The sequence below is a fragment of the Cupriavidus sp. 30B13 genome, assembly GCF_049059565.2.
Lineage (GTDB): Bacteria > Pseudomonadota > Gammaproteobacteria > Burkholderiales > Burkholderiaceae > Cupriavidus.
This window is the reverse complement of record NZ_CP188224.1, coordinates 2,285,486-2,308,003: the sequence shown is the minus strand read 5'-3', so window position 1 is coordinate 2,308,003 and position 22,518 is coordinate 2,285,486. Positions and strand designations below refer to the sequence as shown.

Sequence of the window (22,518 nt, the reverse complement as noted above, 5' to 3'; positions counted from 1 at the left end):
CATGCGCTTACCGCTTCTCGCGCTGGCAGCCGCGGCCTTCGGCATCGGCACCACCGAATTCGTCATCATGGGGCTGTTGCCCGATGTCGCCGCCGACCTCGGCGTGTCCGCCCCCGCCGCCGGCATGCTGGTGTCCGGCTATGCCATCGGCGTGGCCGTGGGCGCGCCCATCCTCGCCGTCCTCACCGCCAGGTGGCCGCGCAAGAACGCGCTGGTCGGGCTCATGGGCCTGTTCATCCTCGGCAATGCGCTGTGCGCGCTGGCGCCCGGCTATGAGCTGCTGATGGCCGCGCGCGTGGTCACGGCGTTCTGCCACGCCGCCTTCTTCGGCATCGGCGCCGTGGTGGCGGCCGAGCTGGTGCCGCGCGACAAGCGCGCGCAGGCGGTGGCGCTGATGTTCACCGGCCTGACCGTGGCCAACGTGCTCGGCGTGCCGTTCGGCACCGCCTTCGGCCACCTGCTGGGCTGGCGCGCCACGTTCTGGGCTGTCACCGCGATCGGCGTGGCCGCCGCGGCCGCGCTGGTGGCGTGGCTGCCCAAGGCGATCCCCATGCAGGGCGGCAGCATCCTGCGCGAGTTCCGCGCCATCGGCGCCATGCAGGTGCAGCTCGCCCTGCTGATCAGCACGCTGGCCTCGGTGAGCATGTTCACGGTGTTTACCTACATCGCCTACATCCTGCGCGACGTGACCGGCTTCAGCGCGCAGCAGGAGAGCATGGTGCTGCTGCTGTTCGGCGCCGGCATCACCGTGGGCGGCCTGGCCGGCGGCAGGCTGGCCGACTGGAAGCTCATGCCCGCGCTGGCCAGCCTGCTGGCCGCGGTGGCGGTAGTGCAACTGCTGTTCTCGTGGACCAGCCACTTCCCGCTGCCCACGCTGGTGACGCTGTTCGTGTGGGGCATGGTCGCGTTTGCCGTGGTCCCGGCCACGCAGGTGCGCGTGCTCGACAAGGCCAGGGGCGCGCCCAACCTGGCATCCACGCTGAACCAGGGCGCCTTCAACCTGGGCAACGCCACCGGCGCGTGGCTCGGCGGGCTGATGATCAGCGCCGGCCTGCCGCTCACGCAGCTGCCGTGGCTGGGCGCGGCGGTGGCCGCCATCGCGCTGCTGGCGGTGGGGCTGTCCGCCTCGCTCGACCGCGGCGCCCGCGCCACGGCGTAACCCGCCGCGGGCAGCGCGGGCTGCCCGTCCCGCGGTACGATGTGCGCAGGCTTTCCAACCCGACGCTTGCCGCCACGCATGGACTACGCGCACATCCTCGAACGCATCCACCGCGACATCGAGCCCCTGCTGGGCCAGGGCCGGGTGGCGGACTATATTCCCGAGCTGGGCAAGGTTTCCCGCGATCATTTCGGCATGGCCCTGGTGTTCGCCGACGGCCGCAGCCACTGCGTGGGCGACGCCGCGGTGCCGTTCTCCATCCAGAGCATCTCCAAGCTGTTCGCCTGCACGCTGGCCTTCCAGCTGCTGGGCGAAGATCTCTGGCAGCGCGTGGGGCGCGAGCCTTCGGGCAACGCCTTCAACTCGCTGGTCCAGCTCGAATACGAGCAGGGCCTGCCGCGCAACCCATTCATCAATGCCGGCGCGCTGGTCGTGACGGATATCCTCTGCAGCCGTTTCGTCCAGGCCGAGACCGCGCTGGTGCAGTTCATGCGCCGCCTGTGCGGCAACCCCGCCATCGACTACGACGCCCGCGTGGCGCAGTCCGAGTCCGAGCACGCGGAACGCAACCGCGCCATGGCTTACTTCATGAAGAGCTTCGGCCGGCTGGAGATGCCCGTCGACAAGGTGGTCGAGGCTTACTGCCGCCAGTGCGCCATCGCCATGAGCTGCCAGGACCTGGCCCGCGCCGCGCTGTTCCTCGCCCACGGCGGCGTGGTGCCGTGGAGCGGCGAACGCATCCTCGGCGCCAGCCCGGCCAAGCGGCTGTCCGCCCTCATGCTGACCTGCGGCACCTACGACGCGGCCGGCGATTTTGTCTACCGCGTCGGCCTGCCGGCCAAGAGCGGCGTGGGCGGCGGCATCGTTGCCGTGCTGCCGCACCGCTGGGCGGTCTGCGTGTGGTCGCCTGGCCTGGACCACAGCGGCAACTCGCTGGCCGGCGTGCAGGCGCTGGAATGGCTGACCACGCTCAGCGGGCACTCCATCTTCTGACCGTCCGCCGCAGGGCATGGCTCGCCGGGGGCCCCGGGGGTACCTTCGGCGCAACAGCCCGGCGAACGCGGCCGGCGTTCGCGGCCAGCTTTGATAGGATAGTGAGTAGGTTCCCGCGCCCGCCCGCGGGTGACGCGCAAGCGTCATCGCCCGCCGGCGCGCGCGCCGGGGCCGCCCCATAAGAACGGAGACCGTCATGCCATACGAGATTGCCTGGAAGAAGCGTGTGTTCGAGACACACGAGGTGCAAGTGCTGGTGCGCGCCAAGACGCCCAGCGCGTGGGACTACACGGTGCGCGTGTGCCGGCCCGGCACCAATATCCGGGCCGCGAGCACCCTGGTGGAATCGGCCAGGCCCACGGAGCAGTATTCGACGCCGGAAGCGGCGGAGGCGGCGGGGTTCGTGCACGGCAACGAGATGGTCGGGCGCCTGCCCTAGGCCCGCCGGCGTCTTTCCCCTACATGTCTTTCCCTACGTTTTTCCGGCCCAGGCCGCCAGCGCCGCCAGGCAGCAGAGGATCGCGCCACCCGAAAGCCAGAAATACAGGCGCCTGGCCCGGTCGCGCGCATAGCCGGCAAGGCTGATCGCCGCCTCGGCGATCAGCGCGCCGACGAACGACAGCAGTTCGACCATGCCGCCGTGCGCGCGCGGTTGCGGTGGCCGGCCCTCAGGCCGGGCCGCGGCGGTACACCGCCAGCACGCCGGCCAGGCCGATCAGCGTCGCGCCGGAAATGCGGTTCAGCCAGCGCATGCCGCTGTCGCGGAAGGCGTGCATCACGCGCGCGCCGAGGATGGCGTAGACCAGCATGGCGAGCAGGTTCAGCAGCGCCAGGATCGCCATGATCAGCGCGTATTGCGGCAGCAGCGGCGCGCCGGTGTCGATGAACTGCGGCAGGAAGGCGGACATGAACAGCAGTGCCTTGGGGTTGGTCGCCGCCACCAGGAAGCACCGCATGAACAGCTCGCGCGGCGGCGCGCTTTCGCGCCGGTGGATGGCCGCTTGCGCGGCGTCGCCGGGCAGGGGGCCGACTTTCGCGCGCAGCAGCTTCCAGCCTACGTAGGCCAGGTACGCGGCGCCGATCCACTTGAGCGCGCGGAAGGCGACTTCCGAAGCGGCGATCACCGCGCCCAGGCCGGCCGCGGCGGTGGCGATCAGCAGCATGTCGGCGCATACCGCGCCGGCCATGCCCCAGCAGGCCGCGCGCACGCCGAAGCGAGAGCCGTTGCTGAGCGCCAGCAGCACGGTCGGGCCCGGCGTGGCGATGGTGACGGCGGAGGCCAGCAGGAACAGCAGCAGGGTGGAGTGCGTCATGGCGGAGTCCGGATGAAGTCGGATGGAGTCGGTGAAGCCCCGGGGGCGGCAGGCGTGTGCCCGCCATTCTAGCGTCCGCGCGCGCCGCGGCTATTTTTCCGCCATCCAGCGCGCCACGGCCTGCACCACCTGCGGCTCGATGCCGTTGAAGCCGTGGTAGGCCATGGCCTCGCAGGGATCGCCCTCGTTGTTGCCGCCGTCGAACTTGATCAGGCCGGCCTTGGGCGCCTTGGCCAGCTTGTCCATCAGGCCCTGCACGTCGCCGAACGGGCAGAGCTTGCAGCCGTCCTGCACGTGATGGACCACCAGCACCGGCACCTTGAGCTTGTCGAGCTCCATCGCGGGCACGGGGCGGCCGCGCTCCTCGCGCAGGATGGTGGAGGTCAGCACGATGCCGTCGGGGCCGCCGCCGTCGGCCAGCCGGATGGCGATGGCGGCCACTGACTGGGTGCCGCGGCTGGTGCCGACCAGCCACACGGGCACCCTGGCGCGGTTGCGCATCCAGGCGATCACGGCCTGGGCGTCCTGCGCGTGCTCCGCGGTCTGCCGGAAACCGTTGAGGAAGGGCGGCACGAGGCGGTCGCTCGGCGCGTCGACCACCGCCACGGCGAAGCCGTTGTCGACGAACAGTTGCCGCGCGCGCACCAGGAAATTGTTGGCGCCCCAGCCGAAGCCGCCGCCGGGCGCGATGCGCAGGCCGCCGTGGCCGCCCGCGTAGAGGATGACCGCGGCCGTGGGTTGCGCCGGGGCGAGATAGATGAAGCGCTGCGTGACGCCGGGCCGGGTGGGGATGTCGACGACTTCCGGCGCGCCTTGCGCATGCGCCGGCGCGGCCAGCCACGGCTGGGCAAGCAGCAGGGCGAGCAGCATGGCGGCCATCAGCGCGGCGCCGGGCAGGCGCGCGGATCCGGAAGCGGGGCGGTTCGGCATGGTGGTCTCCGTGAGCGGCAGGCCGGTGCGGATGCCGGCGCGGCCCGGGGCGGGCTGCCGGCACCAAGATAGCATCGCCGCGCACGCCGATCAAACGCGGCCCGCGCGGCTCAGGGCGCCGCGCTGATGCGGTACACGCAGCGGCGCGCGTTGCTCAGCAGGTGTTCCTCGCGGCTGACGGCGGCGCCGGCACCGGCGACTTCGCGGAAGATCTCCAGCTCGGAACGGCAGAAACCCTGGCAGGCCTGCGCCGCGGCGCAGATGGGGCAATGGTCTTCGATCAGCAGCCAGTCTTCGCCGTCGCGCTCCAGCCTTGCCATATAGCCTTCGGCGCGGCGCAGCCCGGCCAGCGTTTCCAGCCGCTGGCCGAGCTGCGCCTGGCCGGCCACCGCGCCCAGGTATTGCGCGCGGGTCTCGGCTTCGCGCCGGGCGATCAGTTGCTCCATGCCGGCTTCGCCGAACAACTGGCGCACCGAGCCGATCAGCTGGATGGTCAGTTGCGCGTGGCTATCGGGGAAGCGGCCGTGGCCGCTGGCGGTGAGCACCCAGTCCTGGCGCGGGCGGCCCGCGCCGGCCGCGTTCTGCTGGCGGCCTTCGATCAGGCCCGCCGCCAGCAGCTTCTGCACCTGCTGGCGCGCGGCCTCGGCGGTGCCGCCGAGCGCCTGGGCAATCTGCGTGGTGGAGGCCGGGCCGCGGGTCTTGAGCAGGAACAGGATGCGATCACCCGGAGAGCCGGCAGGGTTATCCAAGCTTTCTATTGCGTAATTCATGGTGGCGCCCTAATATCCAAAAACTTTCTTGGATATTAGGGTAACCCGTCCGCGCTGTCGAGCGCGCGCCGGTTTGCTCCTTGTCCCGGCCAACTCGTTCCAGCCTTCATTCCATTCAAGGGAAACCGCCCCATGCACGCTCCAGACGTCCCCGCGCCGCGCCAGCTCACCATGCTCAACCCGATCGGCTTGTACGATCCGAGCGCCAACGGCTATTCCCACGTGGCGATGATTCCGCCCGGCGCCGGCCTCGTCTGCGTGGCCGGGCAGGGCGGCGAGCGGGCCGACGGCAGCCTGCCCGATGGTTTCGCGGCCCAGGTCCGGCAGGCGCTCGACAACCTGCGCGTGGCGCTGGCGGCCGCGGGCTCGCAACTGCGGCAGGTGGCCAGGCTGACGGTACTGGTGGTGGATCACGACGCGGCGCGCCTGGCGGTGCTGTCCGGCGAGCTGCGCCGGGCCTGGGGCGACGCGCCGGCGCCGGCCTGCACGCTGATCCCGGTGCCGCGGCTGGCGCTGGACGGCATGCTGTTCGAGATCGAGGCGCTGGCGGTGGCGCACGCCCCGCGCGCCGCCTAGCGTGAAGCCGCAGGGGTGCCTACGCGGCCAGCCTGGACGGCTGCGCGGGCCGGCCGTCCTGGCTGTCGCCGAAATGCGGATGGCGGGCGAACAGGTCGGCGGCCCAGTTGACGAACACGCGCACCTTGGCGGACAGGTGGCGGTTCTGCGGATACATGGCGGAGACCGGCAGCGAGTCGGTGGGCCAGTCGGCCAGCACTTCGACCAGCCGGCCGCTTTCCACGTAGGGCTGCGCCATCATGCGCGAGATGCGCGCCAGGCCGTGGCCTTCCAGCGCGCAGGCCAGGTAGACGTCGGCGTCGTTGGTGGAGATGGACGAGGGCAGCAGCAGCTCGGTGCGCTTGTCGCCCTGGCCCATCGGCCACGGCACTTCGCGCCCGGTGCGGTTGGACAGGTAGTTGACCGCGCGGTGCTGCGCGAGGTCGCTGGGCTGCGTGGGCGTGCCCTGGCGGTTGAGGTAAAGCGGCGAGCCGTAGAAGCCCAGGCGCAGTTGCCCGATGCGGCGCGCCACCATGGTCTCGTCCACCGGGTCGCCCACGCGCAGCACCACGTCCACGCCTTCCTTGAGCAGGTCGATGGGCTTGCCGTTGATGGTCAGCTCCATCTTCAGCTCGGGGTAGGCGGCGAAGAATTCGTGCAGCCTGGGTATCAGCACGCTCTGCGCCAGTCCGGCCGTGGTATCCACGGCCAGCGTGCCGCGCGGCGTGTTGTTCTGGTGGGTCAGCGACTGCTCGGCTTCTTCCACGTCCGCCAGGATCCGCACGCAGCGTTCGTAATAGGCGGCGCCGTCGGTGGTGACGCTGATGCGCCGCGTGGTGCGGTGCAGCAGCTTCACCCCGAGGTGCGTTTCCAGGTTCTGGATCAGCCGCGTGAGCGTGGCCTTGGGCAAGTCCATCGATTCGGCCGCCCGCGCAAAGCTGCCGACATCCACGACGCGGGTGAATGCCTGCATTGATACGAGACGATCCATGTTCACTCCCCGGGAAAAGGATACAGGCGGTACAGGCGATACAGGCGGGTCCGGCAGGCCGTTCCGGCACTTGCGCCGGGGCCGGCGAGGCCCCGCCGGGCGCGGATCGTGCTCCGCGCGCGGCTGCGGAAGTGCGGGAGTGGATCACAAAACCAATGACCTTGCTCGGCGCAGGGTTTCCCGGCGCGGGCGTGCCGGATTATTCCACCGCAGAAACAGTGCATTGGTAAAGCCTCGCTTTATCCCACGTTTATCAACCACCATAATTCGCTGCATCGCAATATGCAATGGAAGCGCCGTTAACGCGGCGCATGTGACCGCCATGGCGCCTTCCCGCACGAAAGCCGCAGCCGCAGCGTCCGCCGCCGAACTGGCCGCGGGGCGCACGACCGAGCACGCCGTGGAGAGCTGTGGCCGCACGATCACGGTGCGCCTGAGCTATCCGCCCGGCTATCCGGAAGGCAAGGGCGCTGCGCTGCTGCCGTGGCTGGTCTACCTGCATGCGGGCGGCTTCGTCGAGTGCAGCATGGAGAAATCCCAGCGCCTGGCCGCCTGGCTGGCCGCGACGATGCCGGCCGTGGTGGTGACGCCGGCGTATTCGCTGGCCCCCGATTTCCCGTTCCCGGCCGCGCCGGAGGACGTGTTCCATACGACTGCCTGGGTGTTGCGCCATGCGCGCCGCCTGAAGGTGGACAAGTTGCGTTTCGCCGTGGTGGGCGAGGAAGCCGGCGGCAACCTGGCGATCGCGCTGGCGCAGATGCTGCGCGACCGCGGCCTGCCCGAGCCGCGCGCGCAATGGCTGATCCGGCCGGTGACCGATCCCTGCCTGGAGCACGCCTCGTGCGCGTTCGCGCAGGGCGGCCCGAGCGTGTCGCTGGAGCGGCTGCAGCGCATGGCCGGCTATTACCGCGATTACCTGCCCACCCCGGCCGCCAGCGTGCATCCGTACGCGGCACCCGCGCTGGCCTCCCGGCTGGCGGGTTTGCCGCCCACGCTGATCCAGGTGGCGGAAGAAGACGCGCTGCGCGCCGAGGGCCAGGCCTTCGCCGCGCGGCTGCAGACGGCCGGGGTGCCGGCCGAAGCCCGAGTCATGCCCGGCGCCTGTGGCGACGGCGTGGAACAGACCCTCGACCGATGTCAGGTCTGGGTCAACGAAGGCGCGCATTACCTGCAAGGCTACCTTGCCGGCGATGACGATGCCTCACCAAGGACCGGACGCGACCCGGGAGCCAGCTCGCCAGGCTGACCCGCGCGAACCACGACAAGCCCGCCTGCACGAGCAGGCACCCCCGGCGCTTCCCCTGGCGCCCCGGGAGGCGGCGTTCGTCCTTTTTTTGCTTTCCAGTTGAAGAAAACCCGCTACGGAATACGGAGTGAAGAAAATGAAGCAGCAATATCGACGCACCATGATTGCCCTGGCCATCGTCGCCGTGCTCGGCGCGGGCCTGGCGACCTCGTTGCTCAAGCCCTGGCACGCCGGCGAGGCGCAGGCCGTGCCGGCCCCGGCGCCCACCGCGGTGGACGTGGCCGGCGTGATCGGCAAGACCATCACCGAATGGGATGAATTTTCCGGCCGCCTCGAAGCGGTGGACCGCGTGGAGATCCGCGCGCGCGTCGGCGGCACCATCGACGCCGTGCACTTCCGCGAGGGCGCGCTGGTGAAGAAGGGCGATCCGCTGTTTACCATCGACCCGCGCCCGTACGCCGCCGAAGTGGCGCGCGCCGAGGCCGCGCTGGCCGCCGCGCAGGTGCGTGCCTCGCATGCGCAGACCGAACTGGCGCGCGCCCAGCGGCTGGTGCAGGACAACGCCGTGTCGCGCCGCGAGTTCGACGAGCGCGACAACGCCGCGCGCGAGGAAGTGGCCAATGTCCGCGCGGCGCAGGCCTCGCTGGAAGTGGCGCGGCTGAACCTGAACTACACCCGCATCGTGGCGCCGGTGAGCGGCCGCGTCTCGCGTGCCGAGATCACGGTGGGCAACCTGGTGGCGCCGGGCGCGTCGTCGCCGGTGCTGACCACGGTGGTGTCGGTGTCGCCGATGTACGCGAACTTCGAGGTCGACGAGCAGACCTACCTGCGCTATACGGCCCCCGAGACCGGCGGCACCGCCGGTGCCGCCGGCACCCAGGGCGCGCAGCCGAAGCTGCCGGTGTTCCTGGGCCTGGGCAACGAAGAGGAATACCCGCGCGAGGGCCGCATCCAGTCGATCGACAACCGGCTCGACACCAAGAGCGGCACCATCCGCGTGCGCGCCGTGTTCGACAACCCGGACGGCCGCCTGCTGCCGGGGCTGTACGCGCGCATCAAGCTCGGCGGCGGCGCGCCGCATCCGGTGGTGCTGATCAATGACCGCGCGATCGGCACCGACCAGGGCAAGAAGTTCGTGCTGGTGGTGGACAAGGCCAACAAGCTGGCCTACCGCGAAGTCACGCTCGGGCCGTCGTACGAAGGCTTGCGCGTGATCCGCGCGGGACTGAAGGCCGACGAGAAGATCGTGGTCAACGGCCTGCAGCGCGTGCGCCCGGGCGACACGGTGGCGCCCAAGGCGGTGGAGATGGCGTACAAGCGCGAGCTGGAGCAGCGCGCCGACTCCCCCGACCGCAAGCAGGCCGCCGCCGACAAGGAAACCGACAAGGCCGCCGAGGGCAAGCCGGTGACCTGAGCCGCAGTGGCCGCATGAGCCCGACATGAACGGAACCTGCTGAGGGTTTGCTCCCCTCTCCCGCGCGCGGGAGAGGGGCCGGGGGAAAGGGCCGGCGCTTGTCGTGCGCCGGCCCCGATGAAATACCGTCCCCCAAAAGAGCCGAGCCATTTTCTTGCTTCCCCATGCTCCATATGGCGCCCCCGCTTCGGGCCGCCAGGGGGAGCGCTTTCGCCGAGACTGAGATGAATCTCTCGAAATTCTTTATCGACCGGCCTATCTTTGCCGGCGTGCTATCGGTGCTGATCTTCCTGATCGGCGCCATCTCGATGTTCAAGCTGCCGATCTCGGAGTACCCCGAGGTGGTGCCGCCTTCCGTGGTGGTGCGCGCGCAGTTCCCGGGCGCCAACCCCAAGGTGATCGCGGAAACCGTGGCCACGCCGCTGGAAGAGCAGATCAACGGCGTCGAGGACATGCTCTACATGTCGTCGCAGGCCAACAGCGACGGCACGCTCACGCTGACCGTGACCTTCAAGCTGGGCACCGACCCGGACAAGGCACAGCAGCTCGTGCAGAACCGCGTCTCGCAGGCCGAGCCGCGCCTGCCGGAAGACGTGCGCCGCCTGGGCATCACCACCGTCAAGAGCTCGCCCGACCTGACCATGGTGGTCCACCTGGTCTCGCCGAACGACCGCTATGACATGACCTACCTGCGCAACTACGCGCTGATCAACGTCAAGGATCGCCTCGCGCGCATCCAGGGCGTGGGCCAGGTGCAGATGTTCGGCTCGGGCGACTACTCCATGCGCGTGTGGCTGAACCCCGAGAAGATGGCCGAGCGCCAGCTCGCCACCAGCGACGTGGTCAACGCGATCCGCGAGCAGAACGTGCAGGTGGCCGCCGGCGTGATCGGCCAGTCGCCTTCGCTGCCGGGCACCGACCTGCAGCTCTCGGTCAACGCCCAGGGCCGCCTGACCAGCGTGGAAGAGTTCGGCGACGTGGTGGTGCGCACCTCGCCCGACGGCGCGGTGACCTACCTCAAGGACATCGCCCGCATCGAGCTGGGCGCGTCGGAATACGCGCTGCGCTCGCTGCTGGACAACAAGTCCGCGGTGGCGCTGCCGATCTTCCAGGCGCCGGGCTCCAACGCCATCCAGATCTCGGATGACGTGCGCAAGACCATGGACGAGCTCAAGGAGAACTTCCCCGACGGCGTGGACTACAGCATCGTCTACGACCCCACGCAGTTCGTGCGCCACAGCATCGAGGCGGTGACCCACACGCTGTTCGAAGCCATCGCGCTGGTGGTGCTGGTGGTGATCCTGTTCCTGCAGACCTGGCGCGCCTCGATCATCCCGCTGCTGGCGGTGCCGGTGTCGATCGTCGGTACCTTCGGGCTGATGCACGCGTTCGGCTTCTCGATCAACGCGCTGAGCCTGTTCGGGCTGGTGCTGGCCATCGGGATCGTGGTGGACGATGCGATCGTGGTGGTGGAGAACGTCGAGCGCAACATCGAGGAAGGGCTGAGTCCGAAGGAAGCGACCTACAAGGCCATGCGCGAAGTCAGCGGCCCGATCATCGCCATCGCGCTGACCCTGATCGCCGTGTTCGTGCCGCTGGCCTTCATGAGCGGCCTGACCGGGCAGTTCTACAAGCAGTTCGCGCTGACCATCTCGATCTCGACCATCATCTCGGCCTTCAACTCGCTGACGCTGTCGCCGGCGCTGTCCGCGCTGCTGCTGCGCGGCCACGATGCGCCCAAGGACTGGCTGTCGCGCGCCATGGACCGCGTGCTGGGCAAGTTCTTCGCCCGCTTCAACCGTTTCTTCGGCGCCAGCGCCGAGCGCTACGGCCGCGGCGTGAAGGGCGTGATCTCGCGCAAGACCGCCGTGTTCGGCGTCTACGCGGTCATGCTGGTGCTGACCTGGGGCGTGTTCCAGCTGGTGCCGAAGGGCTTCGTGCCGGCGCAGGACAAGCAATACCTGGTGAGTTTCGCCAAGCTGCCCGACGGCGCCACGCTGGACCGCACCGAGGACGTGATCCGCCGCATGTCGGAGATCGCGCTCAAGCATCCGGGCGTGGAATCGGCGGTGGCCTTCCCGGGCCTGTCGATCAACGGCTTCACCAACAGCCCGAGCGCCGGCATCGTGTTCGCCACGCTCAAGCCGTTCGAGGAGCGTAAGAGCGCGGCGCTGTCCGGCAACGCGATCGCCGCCGACCTGAACCAGAAGTACGCGTCGATCCAGGATGCCTTCATCGCGGTGTTCCCGCCGCCGCCCGTGCAGGGCCTCGGCACCATCGGCGGCTTCAAGCTGATGATCGAGGACCGCGCCGCGCTCGGCTACGACGCGCTGTTCGACGCCACCAACGCGTTCATGGGCAAGGCGCGCGCCACGCCCGAGCTGGCCGGCATCTTCAGCAACTACCAGGTCAACGTGCCGCAGCTCGACGTCAAGCTCGACCGCGTCAAGGCCAAGCAGCTCGGCGTGCCGGTCACCGACGTGTTCGACACGCTGCAGACCTACCTCGGCTCGGCCTACGTGAACGACTTCAACAAGTTCGGCCGCACGTACCAGGTCAAGGTGCAGGCCGATGCGCAGTTCCGCAACCACGCCGAGGACATCCTGCAGCTCAAGACGCGCAACCGCGCCGGCGACATGGTGCCGCTGTCGTCGCTGCTCACCGTCAAGCAGGGCTTCGGCCCGGACAGCGTGGTGCGCTACAACGGCTTCACCGCCGCCGACATGAACGGCGGCCCGGCGCCGGGCTTCTCCTCGGGCCAGGCGCAGGCCGCGGCCGAGCGCATCGCCGCCGAGACGCTGCCCAAGGGCATCAAGTTCGAGTGGACCGACCTGACCTACCAGGACATCCTGGCCGGCAACGCGGGCGTGTGGATCTTCCCGCTGTGCGTGCTGCTGGTGTTCCTGGTGCTGGCCGCCCAGTACGAAAGCCTGACCTTGCCGCTGGCGGTGATCCTGATCGTGCCGATGAGCCTGCTGGCCGCCATGACCGGCGTGTGGCTCACGCGCGGCGACAACAACATCTTCACGCAGATCGGCTTCATCGTGCTGGTGGGGCTGTCGGCGAAGAACGCGATCCTGATCGTGGAGTTCGCGCGCGAGCTGGAGCATGAAGGCCGCACCATCGTGCAGGCCGCCATCGAAGCCAGCCGCCTGCGGCTGCGCCCGATCCTGATGACCTCGTTCGCCTTCATCATGGGTGTGGTGCCGCTGGTGATCTCCACCGGCGCCGGCGCCGAGATGCGCCATGCGATGGGCGTGGCGGTGTTCGCCGGCATGCTGGGCGTGACCTTCTTCGGGCTGTTCCTCACCCCCGTGTTCTATGTGGCGCTGCGCCTGCTGGCCACGCGCGGCGAGCGCCGCCGCGCCGCCAGCGCGGGCGACGCCCCGCCGGCGAGCCACAAGGCCATCGCCTCCGCAGAATAAGGACGACTGACATGACTGCATCAATCACATCCGGGACCCTGCCGCGCCTGGCCACGCTGGCCGTGGCCCTGATCCTGGCGGGCTGCTCGCTGGCGCCCACCTACAAGGTGCCCGAGAGCGCCACCGCCGCCACGCCGGCCTACAAGGAAGCCGAGGCCGCGCGCGCCGAAGGCAGCCAGTGGAAAGTGGCCACGCCCGCCGAAGGCGCGCAGCGCGGCGAGTGGTGGAAGATCTTCGGCGACGCCGACCTCGACCGCCTGATCGCCCAGGCCACCGAGTCCAACCAGGACCTGGCGGTGGCCGCGGCGCGCCTGAAGCAGGCGCGCGCCTTCACCGGCGTGGCCGAGGCCGACCAGTACCCGCAGCTCAGCGTGGGCCTGGACCCGACCCGCACGCAGTACTCGGCCGCCTCGCAGGGCTTCCCCGACGGCACCAAGGTGCCGGCGCAGACCGTGTACAAGGCGCGCGCGTTCGCCAGCTACGAGCTCGACCTGTTCGGCCGCGTGGCCGACAACGTCAAGGCCGCGCGCGCCGAAGGCGCCGCCGCCGAAGACCTGTACCGCTCGGTGCAGCTCGCCCTGCAGGCGGACGTGGCGCAGGCCTACTTCGCGCTGCGCACGCTCGACAGCGAGCGCGACCTGCTCAACGCCACCATCGTGCTGCGCGAGGACGCGCTCAAGCTGCTCAAGCGGCGCTTCGACGAAGGCGAGACCACCGACCTCGATCCGGCCCGCGCCGAAGCCGAGCTGGGCACGGCGCGCGCCGACCTGGCCGCCATCGAGCGCCGCCGCGCCAACCAGGAGCATGCGCTGGCAGTGCTGACCGGCGCGCCGCCGGCCGCTTTCACGCTGGCCGCGCGCCCGCTCGACGCGGCCCTCATCACGGTGCCGGCCGGGCTGCCGTCGGACCTGCTGGAGCGCCGTCCCGACATCGCCCAGGCCGAGCGCCTGATGGCGGCGGCCAACGCGCGCATCGGCGTGGCCAGGTCGGCGTTCTTCCCGAAGATTACGCTGACCGGGCTGTTCGGCTTCGAGTCGAGCGACCTGTCGAACCTGTTCAAGTGGTCGTCGTCGGCATGGATGCTGGGGCCGCTGGTCGGCAGCACGCTCGCCGCGCCGATCATCGACGGCGGGCGCAACCGCGCCAACCTGAACGCGGCCAAGGCCCAGCACGAAGAAGCGGTGGCAAGCTACCGCCAGAGCGTGCTGACGGCGCTGCGCGAAGTGGAAGACAGCCTGGCCGACGTGCGCTGGCTGAGCCAGCAGGCCGGCGCGCTGGACGGCGCGCTGGGCGGCGCGCGCCGCGCGGCGAAGATCTCGCGCAGCCGCTACGAGGCGGGCGCGGTGGACTACCTGACGGTGATCGACGCCGACCGCACGGTGCTGCAGTCGCAGCGCGATGCCAACCAGGTGGCCGGCCTGCGCGCCTCCGCCACGGTGGCGCTGGTGCGCAGCCTGGGCGGCGGCTGGGGGCCGCTGCCGGATGCCGGCTCGTCCGCGCCGCCGGCACCGCTCGCCGCGAACCCCTGAAGCAGCAAGGCAGCAGCGCGCCGCACGCGACCGGTCGCGTGCGGCGTATCACACGGCAACCGTCCCTGGCGGTTGCCGTTTTTTTTTTGCGGGTGCGGCCAAGGCCATGCGCCGGCGCGCCCGCTCGCACGGCGACGCGCTCCCGCCCTGCGCGGCATGGCCGGTCCGGTGCGATCCTGACGCAAATCCCGCCGCCCGCAAAGAGTAGATCCACTCATTTTCACGGGGGGGATTTTCCCTAGATGGTGCTGCCGCATCCGCGCCCATACACTGCGCCAGCCCTTCACCGGGGTCGTCGCTTTTCTTGTAGGGCCCGCCATGCGCGGGCTTTTTTTGACTGCGATGCGGCGCCGGTGCCGGGACATTGCCCGCGCGATTTCCCATGCCCGTGCACCGGCAACGATCAAAAGATCGGGCTTTCTGCCGATAGACAGAAGCGCGATCGCTATCGGTACGCGCGACCGGGCAGCGGGCAAAGACCCGCGCACGGGGAATCACTACGGGTCTGCAATCAATGGAGCATGGAAATGAAGGACCTTAGCATCAGGTCGCGGCTGTACTTTGTGATCGGACTACTTTCGGTGCTGCTGGTGGGAGTCGGCGGGCTGGGCGTGTACAGCCTGCATACGGTGAATGCTTCGCTCAAGACGGTCTATGACGACCGGCTGGTCGCACTGGGGCAACTGGACCAGATGGCGCGGCTTGTCCTGCGCGGCCAGCTGTCGATCGCCACGGCGGATGTCGCCGACGAGGGAAAGCGCGCCAGGGAAGCCGAGGACATCGAGCGGCTCTTCGGCAACGCCGACAAGGAATGGGAGGCCTATGGCGCAACCTACCTGACGCCGCAAGAGAAGGAACTCGCCGCGCAGTACGCGAAGCTCCAGAAGACATTCCGGGACGGCGCCGTCACGCCGGCGCTCGCCGCGCTGCGGGCCGGCGACCAGGGCGGCGTGGACGCGATCGTGCGCGGCGCCATGCGCGATCTGTACCTTCCCATGCGCAAGCCGCTGAGCGACCTGCTGCAGCTCCAGCTCGACGTGGCCAAGGAGGAATACCAGCGCTCACAGGCCCGCTACGGCACCGTGCTTGCCTTCACGCTGGCCGTGGTGACGGGCGGCGTGCTGCTGGCGGTGCTGATCGGCTGGTGGCTCGTGCGCGCCATTTCCGTGCCCCTCGAGGCGGCGGTAAGGCTGGCCAGGAGCGTGGCCCGGGGCGACCTGACGCAGCGCATCGAAGTGGCATCCCGCGACGAGGTCGGCCAGCTCGTGCAGGCGCTCAAGGACATGGTCCACAGCCTGGTGGGCATCATCGGCCAGGTGCGGAACAGCACCGACACCATTGCCACGGCGTCCGCCCAGATCGCCAGCGGCAACCTGGACCTGTCCTCGCGCACGGAACAGCAGGCAAGCTCGCTGGAGGAGACCGCGGCATCCATGGAAGAGATGACCGCCACCGTCAGGCAGAACGCCGAGAACGCGCGCCAGGCCAACAGCCTGGTCGCCAACGCGTCCGACATGGCGGGCAAGGGCGGCGAGGTGGTGGCCCGGGTGGTGCGGACGATGGGCTCGATCAATACGTCGTCGAAGCGGATCACCGACATCATCGGCGTCATCGACGGCATCGCCTTCCAGACCAATATCCTCGCATTGAACGCCGCGGTGGAAGCGGCGAGGGCGGGAGAGCAGGGCCGCGGCTTCGCGGTCGTGGCGGGCGAGGTCCGCAGCCTCGCGCAGCGCAGCGCCGGCGCCGCCAAGGAGATCAAGGGGCTGATCGAAGCGTCGGTGGAGCAGGCCGCGCTGGGAAGCACCCTCGTCGAGGAGGCCGGCAGCACCATGGAGCAGGTCGTCGCCAGCGTGAAGCGGGTCGCCGACCTGATGGGAGAGATCACCGCCGCCAGCGACGAGCAGAGTGCCGGCATCCAGCAGGTCAATACGGCCGTGACCCAGATGGACGAGGTCACCCAGCAGAACGCCGCGCTGGTGGAACAAGCCGCGGCCGCGGCGGAGTCGCTGCAGGAGCGGGCCAGGGACCTGGCGCAGGCGGTATCCATCTTCCGCCTCGACGGACACGCGGCGCGCGCCGCATAGCGTCCGCGGCAGGCGCGGCGGCAGGCGCTCTGCGGCGGGGCTACGCGCGGTGCGCCAGCTCGAAGGCGAACACCAGGCGCTGCAGCCGCCTGGCCGCCTGGCCGTCGACATCGCGGAAGGCCGCGCCGACATGATGGATGGCGTTGCCGCCCCGCCAGGCGATCCGGTGTCTCACCACCTCGAAGTCCAGCTCGAGGGTGCCCAGCTCCCCGCAGACGAGGCGGCATCGGCCGCGCCGGGCATCTCCCGGCCATGGCGGCGCGCCTGCGCCGGTGGCGCGCAGGCCGATGCCCGACACCGACAGGTCGACGATGCTCATCTCGGCCAGCGCGCCGTCGCCGGCCAGGATCTCGCAGCGAAAGCCGTTGCCCGCCGGGGCGCTGGCGCGGAAATGCCGGCGGCGATGCAGGTGATGGATCCGGGCCGGAAACGGAACGATGAACGCGGGCTGGCCGTCGAAGCGCGCGATGGCCGGCGCGCAGACCGGAAAGCGCACGGGCGCGCCGTTCAGCATGCCGCCGACGTGCAGCTCGCGGGCGTTCAGGATGGCGTCGAGCTCGGCGCCGTCGCGGCACCACGCCAGGATGCAGGTGCGGCTAGAGGGCTCGGCCCGCAGCAGCATGGTGGCCACGCGGCGCATGCCCGCCGGCTGGAAGTGAAGGAGCGCGCGCTGACGGGCCAGGTCCAGCAAGGTACGCAGGACGTGGCCCGGATCGCCGCTTGCGCGGTCGTCGTCGTGCGCGGGGAACATTGCGGTTCGCATTGTCGTGGCGGGCATATCGTCATTCATGGCAATGGCGGTCCGCCAGGCATTCCTTTCTTTTGCGCCGCGGCGCCGGCCCGCAATTATGCCAGCGGCATCCACGCGCCCGGTAGCGCAAGCCGGCGAAATACCGGCGAATGCCAGCGAATGCCGAGTCAATCCCGACCCTGGTGGGAAATGACTTGCGCACGGGAAAAGCCGTAAGGTCGCTCCTGGTGGAATTCCCCTTTCCACCTAACCCTGTTGAGGATTGCGCCGCACCCGCTGCGGCGTTTTTTTTTTGCCGGCATGGGGTCCCCCGTTTCTTTTCCATGCATGCGCGCGCCTCGCCGGAGGGTACTTCTACTCTTTTGCCCGCGCGGACAAGCGATGACAATTCAGCATTCAGGAGGGACCTGAAGCAGGCTCTCACGTCAACGCCGTGCGTCAGCCTGCCCGTCGCGGCGGCCCCGGGTTCATGGCGGTGGCGGTCTCGCTCCGGCGGGGAGCAGACGTCACGCAAGAGCGATTCAATGAAGCAGGTAGAGAAGATTATCGAGACCGAATCCCTGGCTGCCAGCAATCAGGTCCGGCATGTGGACCGGTGGCTCTCGGAAGTATCCGCGGGGAAATCCACCATGGACTACGACACCTGGCTGGAATGCCATCTGAGCGAGATCGTCCCGTTCGGGCAGGCCGTATGGTATCGCCAGGGACGCGTGACTTTCCGGCTGGAGCACGGCGCGGTCTACGAGGTGAGCAGTCCGGCGAAAGGCGTCAGGCGATTCCGCTGCCTGCTCGACGGCACCCTGCCGCTGATTGCCTTTGTCGGGACGCGGCACCATTCGCCGTGGCTGACGATACCGAATCTCTTCACCCTGGCTGAACTGAAGAGCCTGAACCGGATCGGGTGAGCCGGGGCGGCCGGTTGCCCCGTCCCCGTCCCTGCGGGCCCGCGCGCCCGGCGGTATACTGGGCGGGCAATCCAACCGGAGTCGATGGTGTCGGCACAAAACCCCGCGTCCGCAGCAGGGCGCAACGCAGGAACGGCGCAGGCGCCGGAGCAGGCAGCCGCGGCCTTGCCGCCCCGGCCGGAGCCCCCGGTGACCCCGGACATCAACGAATGCTGCGGCAATGGCTGCGATCCCTGCATCTTCGACCTGCACGCCGAGGCGATGGAACGCTACCGCGCGGAACTGAAGGCGTGGCAGGCCCTGACCGGCCAGGCGGCGGATGCCGGCGCCGGCGGCCCGAGTTTCTGAAGCCGGCGCCGCCTTGCCACAGGAGTTGCCCGTGCTCGCCACCGACCAGCCTGTCCTGGCCGATCTCCACGATTTCGTGCGGCGCCACCCGCGCCTGCTGGTGCTGACCGGCGCCGGCATCAGCACCGATTCCGGCATTCCGGGCTACCGCGATGCGCAAGGCAACTGGCAGCGCACGCCGCCGGTGCAGGCGCAGGATTTCTTCCGCTCGCACGCGGTGCGCCAGCGCTATTGGGCGCGCAGCATGCTGGGCTGGCCGGTGCTGGCCCAGGCGCTGCCCAACGCCGCGCATTTCGCGCTGGCGCGGCTGCAGGCGGCGGGCCACGTGCGCCAGCTCGTCACGCAGAACGTGGACGGGCTGCACCAGCGTGCCGGCAGCCACGGCGTGATCGAGCTGCATGGCCACGTGGGCACGGTGGTCTGCCTGCAATGCGGCACGCGGCGCCCGCGCGCCTCGCTGCAGGCGCAGCTCGAAACGGACAACCCGGCGCTGGCCGAGCTGCGCGCGTTGCCCGCTTCCGACGGCGACGCGCACCTCGAACTGGCCAGCTTCGCGGACGTGCGCATTCCGGCCTGCGGCCATTGCGGCGGCGTGCTCAAGCCCGACGTGGTGTTCTTCGGCGAATCGGTGCCGCGCGAGCGGGTCGACGCCGCCATGCAGGCGCTGGAGCAGGCCGATGCCCTGCTGGTGATCGGTTCCTCGCTCACGGTGTTTTCCGGCTACCGCTTCTGCCTGGCGGCGGACAAGCTCGGCAAGCCGGTGGCCGCCCTCAACCTGGGCCGGACGCGCGCCGACGCGCTGCTGGCGCTGAAGGTGGACGCCCCCTGTGCCCCGGCGCTGACGGACCTGACCGCGCGCCTGGGCCTGGCCTGAGCGCGGCGGCGTCAGGCCGCCGCCTTGCGCGCGATCAGCCGGTGCACCCGCTTGCCCGAGGACTGGCTCGTTTCTTCCTGGTCGGACAGCACGCGGTCGCCGCTGCCCAGCGCGCCGGTCACCAGCGCGCTGCCGAAGGCGGCATAGAGCCGGCCGGCCTTGTCGCGCTGGGAGACATGGTCCGTGACGCGCCAGCTCAGGTAGAGCGTGCCGCCGGGGCGCAGGATGTCGAGCAGGTGCCGCACGGCGCTGGCGACCATGCGCGGCTCCAGGTGCATGATGACGGTCTCGCACAGCACGTTCTGGTAGTAGCCGCGCGGCACGCCCTCCAGTTCGGGCAGGGCGGCCTGCTCGAAGGCCAGGGCGGGATAGCGCCGGCGCGCTTCCTCCAGCAAGGCCGCGGACGGGTCGAAGCCGCACGGCTCGAAGCCGTTGGCGGCCAGCCAGGCGGTGTCGCGCCCGGCGCCGCAGCCGATGTCGGCGGTCGGGCCCGGCGTGAACGCGCGCAGCAGCGCGGCGTAGAGATCGGCGGGCGCCTCCTGCGCGTGCCAGTCCCTGGCATAGTCGGCGGCGGCGTGGTCGTAGGCCTGCAGTGTCGCGGTATCGGTGTTCACGATGTGCTCCCTGAGGGCGGCTCTTGCGGGCGGTTCCTGCGGGTGGCTCCCTATGGGTGGCTCCCTATGGGCGATCGCCGTGCAAGGCCGCGTCGAATTCGCCGGACCTGCCTGCAAATCTAGCAGATCCGGCGCGCGCCTGGCGGTCCGGCGGGCTCGTTTTGCCGGGGGCGGCATGCCGGAGCGGCGGCGCTGCGTGCCGCAGCGCACGGAGCGCAGGGCGGCACGGGCGCATAGTCGCCGGGGCGCATGTCACGCTGCCGCGCTTGTGCGGCACGTCGCCGCCCGGCTAATATGGTCCGCAAGTGCCCACGGAGCATGGGAAAGTGGCGTGCAAGCCAGCCAGCTGGCGCGCCGCGTGTCTCACGAGGATGCCTGAATGCCATCGCAGATGAATCGCCTCTCCACCACCGACGCGCGCTTCGGCCAGCTCCCGGTGCCGCTGTCCGCGATCGGGCTGGACACGATGGACAACCCAGTGGCCGTCGCCGACGCGCGGGGCCGCATCCTCCAGGCCAACGCCAGCTTTGCATCGGTGTTCGGGCCGCCCGCCGGCCGCGACGCCGAGGCGGCCCGGCGCAACTGGCTGCCGCCTTCCATGGACACCATGCACGGCGCGGCGGCCGGCGACTTCCTGATCCGGCTCGCGGCGGGGCAGGCGGTGCGCAGCGAATGCCTGCTGGACACCGCCGGCGGGCACCCCCGCTGGTTTTCCGCGCTGACCAATCCGGTGTTCGACGACCACGGCGGGCTGGTGAACCTCGTCTCGGTGCTGACCGACATCACCGAAACCAAGCTGCGCGACGGCATCCAGCGCACCGCGCTCGAGGCCATCGCGCAGGACCGGCCGCTGGCCCAGATCATGGAAGCCATGTGCCGGGAGATCGAGCGGGTCACGCCCGAGGTGGCGGTCTCGGTGCTGCGCATCGACGCCGAAGGCCGCCTGCGCCCGCTCGCCGCGCCCAGCCTGCCGCCGCTTTACTCCGCCAGCATCGACGGCGCGCCGGCCGGTCCCTGCAACGGCTCGTGCGGCACCGCCGCGTTCCGCGGCGAGCCGGTTGCGGTCACCGATATCTTCACCGATCCGCTGTGGGCGCCGTTCCAGGACCTCGCCCGCCTGTCCGGCATGGCCGCCTGCTGGTCCACGCCGATCAAGGCGGGCGACGGCCGCGTGCTCGGCACCTTCGCGTTCTACTATCCCACCCGCCGCGGCCCGGACGCCTATCACTGCCGGCTCACCGAGATCTGCACGCACCTGTGCGCGCTGGCGCTGGAGCGCGACGCCGCGCGCGAGCACATCCGCTGGCAGGCGTATCACGATGCGCTGACCGGCCTGCTCAACCTCCAGGCCGTGCGCGGCCGCACCGAGGAAGCCATCGCGCAGGCAGACCGCAGCGGCACGCCGCTCACCGCGCTGTTCGTGGATCTCGACGACTTCAAGCAGATCAACGATGCGCTGGGCCACAAGCAGGCCGACCTGCTGCTGCAGGAGATCGCGGCGCGCATGCGCGGCCACGCGCCCGCGGGCGCGCTGCTGGGCCGGCGCTCGGGCGACGAGTTCGTCATGGTGCTGCCCGGCATGGACGCGCCGGACGCGCTGGCGCTGGCCGAGGGCCTGCGCGCGGCCATCGGCCAGCCGCTGGTGTCGGTGCCCGGCCGCAAGCTGAGCGTATCGGCGAGCATCGGCGCCTGCGTCTGCCCCGCGCACGGCCGCGACTGGGACGCGCTGATGCGCCATGCCGACCTGGCCCTGCGCGAGGCCAAGCGTGGCGGCCGCAACCGCGTGCGCCTGTTCGACGCCGAACTGGGCGCCCGCGCGCTGGCGCGCGCCAGCCTGGAACAGGCGCTCAAGGCGGCGCTGCAGGAGAACCGGCTGCAACTGCATTACCAGCCCAAGGTGCGCCTGCGCGACGACGCCCTGGCCGGGGTCGAAGCGCTGGCGCGCTGGCACGACAGCGAGATGGGCGACATCTCGCCGGCCCGGTTCATTCCGCTGGCCGAGGAGTGCGGGCTGGTCGTCGAGCTGGGCTACTGGGTCCTCGACGAGGCATGCGGGCAGCTTGCGCGCTGGCGTGCCGGCGGCATGCAGGTGCCGTCGGTTGCCGTCAACCTGTCGCCGCTGAACTTCCATCACCACGAACTCCCCGCGGTCATCGCCGCGGTCCTGCAGCGGCACGGCCTGGCCGGGGCCGACCTGACCGTGGAGATCACCGAGGGACTGGTGATGGAGAGCAAGCCCGAGATACAAGCCACGCTCGCCGCGGTGCGCCGGCTCGGGGTGTGCCTGTCGATGGACGATTTCGGCACCGGCTATTCCAGCCTCGGGCATTTGCTGAACCTGCCGGTCGACGAGATCAAGCTCGACCGGAGCTTCGTGCAGGGCCTCCACAGCCACCGCGCCGCCGCCACGCTGGTGGACGCGGCCATCCGCATCGGCCAGAGCATCGGGCTGACCCTGGTGGCCGAGGGCGTGGAGGACGAATCGCAGCGGGCCTTCCTGCGCGCGCACGGCTGCGAGATCGGCCAGGGCTACCTGTTCGCCGGGGCCATGCCGCCGCAGGCGTTCGAAGCGTGGCTGGCCGAGCGCAGCGCGGCGGCGCCGGCAATCTGAGGG

Annotated in this window: 20 protein-coding genes; 13 read left to right on the top strand and 7 right to left on the bottom strand. The window is 70.2% G+C overall.

Going from position 1 to position 22,518, the window contains the following annotated elements; translation table 11 throughout:
• The first annotated feature begins 1 nt into the window (after position 1).
• The 3 genes from ACKI2N_RS29335 to ACKI2N_RS29325 all read left to right on the top strand — a co-directional run bounded on the left by ACKI2N_RS29335 (position 2) and on the right by ACKI2N_RS29325 (position 2,591).
• Positions 2-1,159, top strand: a complete 1,158-nt coding sequence (locus ACKI2N_RS29335) for an MFS transporter (protein WP_420998076.1) — start codon at positions 2-4, stop codon at positions 1,157-1,159.
• 78 nt (positions 1,160-1,237) lie between these two features.
• Positions 1,238-2,152, top strand: coding sequence for a glutaminase (locus ACKI2N_RS29330; RefSeq protein ID WP_420998075.1), 915 nt, complete (start codon positions 1,238-1,240; stop codon positions 2,150-2,152).
• 196 nt (positions 2,153-2,348) lie between these two features.
• Entirely contained in the window at positions 2,349-2,591 is a 243-nt protein-coding gene (locus tag ACKI2N_RS29325) for a hypothetical protein (protein ID WP_420998074.1), read from the top strand.
• A gap of 33 nt (positions 2,592-2,624) precedes the next feature.
• Here ACKI2N_RS29325 and ACKI2N_RS29320 read toward each other — a convergent pair whose 3' ends face one another.
• The 4 genes from ACKI2N_RS29320 to ACKI2N_RS29305 form a co-directional block, all read right to left on the bottom strand.
• Positions 2,625-2,786, bottom strand: coding sequence for a hypothetical protein (locus ACKI2N_RS29320; protein WP_420998073.1), 162 nt, complete (start codon positions 2,784-2,786; stop codon positions 2,625-2,627).
• Positions 2,787-2,820: 34 nt separating this feature from the next.
• Positions 2,821-3,465 (bottom strand): LysE family translocator, encoded by a 645-nt coding sequence (locus tag ACKI2N_RS29315; protein WP_420998072.1) that lies wholly within the window; start codon positions 3,463-3,465, stop codon positions 2,821-2,823.
• A gap of 90 nt (positions 3,466-3,555) precedes the next feature.
• Entirely contained in the window at positions 3,556-4,395 is an 840-nt protein-coding gene (locus ACKI2N_RS29310; RefSeq protein WP_420998071.1) for an alpha/beta hydrolase, read from the bottom strand.
• 110 nt (positions 4,396-4,505) lie between these two features.
• The gene (locus ACKI2N_RS29305; protein ID WP_420998070.1) at positions 4,506-5,165 is read right to left on the bottom strand and encodes a helix-turn-helix transcriptional regulator; all 660 of its coding nucleotides are present in this window, start codon (positions 5,163-5,165) and stop codon (positions 4,506-4,508) included.
• A gap of 132 nt (positions 5,166-5,297) precedes the next feature.
• On the opposite strand from ACKI2N_RS29305, the gene ACKI2N_RS29300 reads away from it, so the two are divergent.
• Positions 5,298-5,741 (top strand): RidA family protein, encoded by a 444-nt coding sequence (locus ACKI2N_RS29300; RefSeq protein WP_420998069.1) that lies wholly within the window; start codon positions 5,298-5,300, stop codon positions 5,739-5,741.
• Positions 5,742-5,760: 19 nt separating this feature from the next.
• On the opposite strand, the gene ACKI2N_RS29295 is transcribed toward ACKI2N_RS29300, so the two are convergent.
• Positions 5,761-6,711, bottom strand: a complete 951-nt coding sequence (locus tag ACKI2N_RS29295) for a LysR family transcriptional regulator (RefSeq protein WP_420998068.1) — start codon at positions 6,709-6,711, stop codon at positions 5,761-5,763.
• Positions 6,712-7,033: 322 nt separating this feature from the next.
• Between ACKI2N_RS29295 and ACKI2N_RS29290 the strand changes: the two genes are divergently transcribed.
• The 5 genes from ACKI2N_RS29290 to ACKI2N_RS29270 all read left to right on the top strand — a co-directional run bounded on the left by ACKI2N_RS29290 (position 7,034) and on the right by ACKI2N_RS29270 (position 16,412).
• A complete protein-coding gene (locus ACKI2N_RS29290; RefSeq protein ID WP_420998067.1) occupies positions 7,034-7,957 on the top strand; it encodes an alpha/beta hydrolase in 924 nt (307 codons plus the stop codon).
• A 136-nt stretch (positions 7,958-8,093) separates the two neighbouring features.
• Positions 8,094-9,371 (top strand): efflux RND transporter periplasmic adaptor subunit, encoded by a 1,278-nt coding sequence (locus tag ACKI2N_RS29285; protein WP_420998065.1) that lies wholly within the window; start codon positions 8,094-8,096, stop codon positions 9,369-9,371.
• Between the two features lie 224 nt (positions 9,372-9,595).
• Positions 9,596-12,796 carry an efflux RND transporter permease subunit gene (locus tag ACKI2N_RS29280; protein ID WP_420998064.1) on the top strand — a complete coding sequence of 1,067 codons (3,201 nt, stop codon included), beginning with the start codon at positions 9,596-9,598 and terminating at the stop codon, positions 12,794-12,796.
• Positions 12,797-12,807: 11 nt separating this feature from the next.
• A complete protein-coding gene (locus ACKI2N_RS29275; protein ID WP_420998063.1) occupies positions 12,808-14,325 on the top strand; it encodes an efflux transporter outer membrane subunit in 1,518 nt (505 codons plus the stop codon).
• Between the two features lie 527 nt (positions 14,326-14,852).
• Entirely contained in the window at positions 14,853-16,412 is a 1,560-nt protein-coding gene (locus tag ACKI2N_RS29270; protein ID WP_420998062.1) for a methyl-accepting chemotaxis protein, read from the top strand.
• 40 nt (positions 16,413-16,452) lie between these two features.
• On the opposite strand, the gene ACKI2N_RS29265 is transcribed toward ACKI2N_RS29270, so the two are convergent.
• Positions 16,453-17,175: a flagellar regulator YcgR PilZN domain-containing protein gene (locus ACKI2N_RS29265; RefSeq protein ID WP_420998061.1), complete on the bottom strand. Its 723-nt coding sequence runs from the start codon at positions 17,173-17,175 to the stop codon at positions 16,453-16,455.
• A 512-nt stretch (positions 17,176-17,687) separates the two neighbouring features.
• Between ACKI2N_RS29265 and ACKI2N_RS29260 the strand changes: the two genes are divergently transcribed.
• The 3 genes from ACKI2N_RS29260 to ACKI2N_RS29250 all read left to right on the top strand — a co-directional run bounded on the left by ACKI2N_RS29260 (position 17,688) and on the right by ACKI2N_RS29250 (position 19,290).
• A complete protein-coding gene (locus ACKI2N_RS29260; protein ID WP_420998060.1) occupies positions 17,688-18,068 on the top strand; it encodes a hypothetical protein in 381 nt (126 codons plus the stop codon).
• 189 nt (positions 18,069-18,257) lie between these two features.
• The gene (locus tag ACKI2N_RS29255; RefSeq protein ID WP_426990862.1) at positions 18,258-18,416 is read left to right on the top strand and encodes an oxidoreductase-like domain-containing protein; all 159 of its coding nucleotides are present in this window, start codon (positions 18,258-18,260) and stop codon (positions 18,414-18,416) included.
• Between the two features lie 55 nt (positions 18,417-18,471).
• Positions 18,472-19,290, top strand: coding sequence for an NAD-dependent protein deacetylase (locus ACKI2N_RS29250; RefSeq protein WP_420998098.1), 819 nt, complete (start codon positions 18,472-18,474; stop codon positions 19,288-19,290).
• An 11-nt stretch (positions 19,291-19,301) separates the two neighbouring features.
• Here the strand turns inward: ACKI2N_RS29250 and ACKI2N_RS29245 are convergent, their stop codons facing one another.
• Positions 19,302-19,904: a class I SAM-dependent methyltransferase gene (locus ACKI2N_RS29245; protein WP_420998059.1), complete on the bottom strand. Its 603-nt coding sequence runs from the start codon at positions 19,902-19,904 to the stop codon at positions 19,302-19,304.
• Between the two features lie 379 nt (positions 19,905-20,283).
• Here ACKI2N_RS29245 and ACKI2N_RS29240 point away from each other — a divergent pair, with 379 nt between their 5' ends.
• On the top strand, positions 20,284-22,515 hold the full coding sequence (locus ACKI2N_RS29240; RefSeq protein WP_420998058.1) for a putative bifunctional diguanylate cyclase/phosphodiesterase: 2,232 nt from the start codon (positions 20,284-20,286) through the stop codon (positions 22,513-22,515).
• The last annotated feature ends 3 nt before the right edge of the window (positions 22,516-22,518 follow it).

What these genes read in the sequence shown, in the direction of transcription:
- ACKI2N_RS29335 (WP_420998076.1), top strand. Translation starts at nt 2, where the DNA reads ATGCGCTTACCGCTTCTCGCGCTGGCAGCCGCGGCCTTCGGCATCGGC.
- ACKI2N_RS29330 (WP_420998075.1), top strand. Translation starts at nt 1,238, where the DNA reads ATGGACTACGCGCACATCCTCGAACGCATCCACCGCGACATCGAGCCC.
- ACKI2N_RS29325 (WP_420998074.1), top strand. Translation starts at nt 2,349, where the DNA reads ATGCCATACGAGATTGCCTGGAAGAAGCGTGTGTTCGAGACACACGAG.
- ACKI2N_RS29320 (WP_420998073.1), bottom strand. Translation starts at nt 2,786, where the DNA reads ATGGTCGAACTGCTGTCGTTCGTCGGCGCGCTGATCGCCGAGGCGGCG.
- ACKI2N_RS29315 (WP_420998072.1), bottom strand. Translation starts at nt 3,465, where the DNA reads ATGACGCACTCCACCCTGCTGCTGTTCCTGCTGGCCTCCGCCGTCACC.
- ACKI2N_RS29310 (WP_420998071.1), bottom strand. Translation starts at nt 4,395, where the DNA reads ATGCCGAACCGCCCCGCTTCCGGATCCGCGCGCCTGCCCGGCGCCGCG.
- ACKI2N_RS29305 (WP_420998070.1), bottom strand. Translation starts at nt 5,165, where the DNA reads ATGAATTACGCAATAGAAAGCTTGGATAACCCTGCCGGCTCTCCGGGT.
- ACKI2N_RS29300 (WP_420998069.1), top strand. Translation starts at nt 5,298, where the DNA reads ATGCACGCTCCAGACGTCCCCGCGCCGCGCCAGCTCACCATGCTCAAC.
- ACKI2N_RS29295 (WP_420998068.1), bottom strand. Translation starts at nt 6,711, where the DNA reads ATGGATCGTCTCGTATCAATGCAGGCATTCACCCGCGTCGTGGATGTC.
- ACKI2N_RS29290 (WP_420998067.1), top strand. Translation starts at nt 7,034, where the DNA reads ATGGCGCCTTCCCGCACGAAAGCCGCAGCCGCAGCGTCCGCCGCCGAA.
- ACKI2N_RS29285 (WP_420998065.1), top strand. Translation starts at nt 8,094, where the DNA reads ATGAAGCAGCAATATCGACGCACCATGATTGCCCTGGCCATCGTCGCC.
- ACKI2N_RS29280 (WP_420998064.1), top strand. Translation starts at nt 9,596, where the DNA reads ATGAATCTCTCGAAATTCTTTATCGACCGGCCTATCTTTGCCGGCGTG.
- ACKI2N_RS29275 (WP_420998063.1), top strand. Translation starts at nt 12,808, where the DNA reads ATGACTGCATCAATCACATCCGGGACCCTGCCGCGCCTGGCCACGCTG.
- ACKI2N_RS29270 (WP_420998062.1), top strand. Translation starts at nt 14,853, where the DNA reads ATGAAGGACCTTAGCATCAGGTCGCGGCTGTACTTTGTGATCGGACTA.
- ACKI2N_RS29265 (WP_420998061.1), bottom strand. Translation starts at nt 17,175, where the DNA reads ATGCGAACCGCAATGTTCCCCGCGCACGACGACGACCGCGCAAGCGGC.
- ACKI2N_RS29260 (WP_420998060.1), top strand. Translation starts at nt 17,688, where the DNA reads ATGAAGCAGGTAGAGAAGATTATCGAGACCGAATCCCTGGCTGCCAGC.
- ACKI2N_RS29240 (WP_420998058.1), top strand. Translation starts at nt 20,284, where the DNA reads ATGCCATCGCAGATGAATCGCCTCTCCACCACCGACGCGCGCTTCGGC.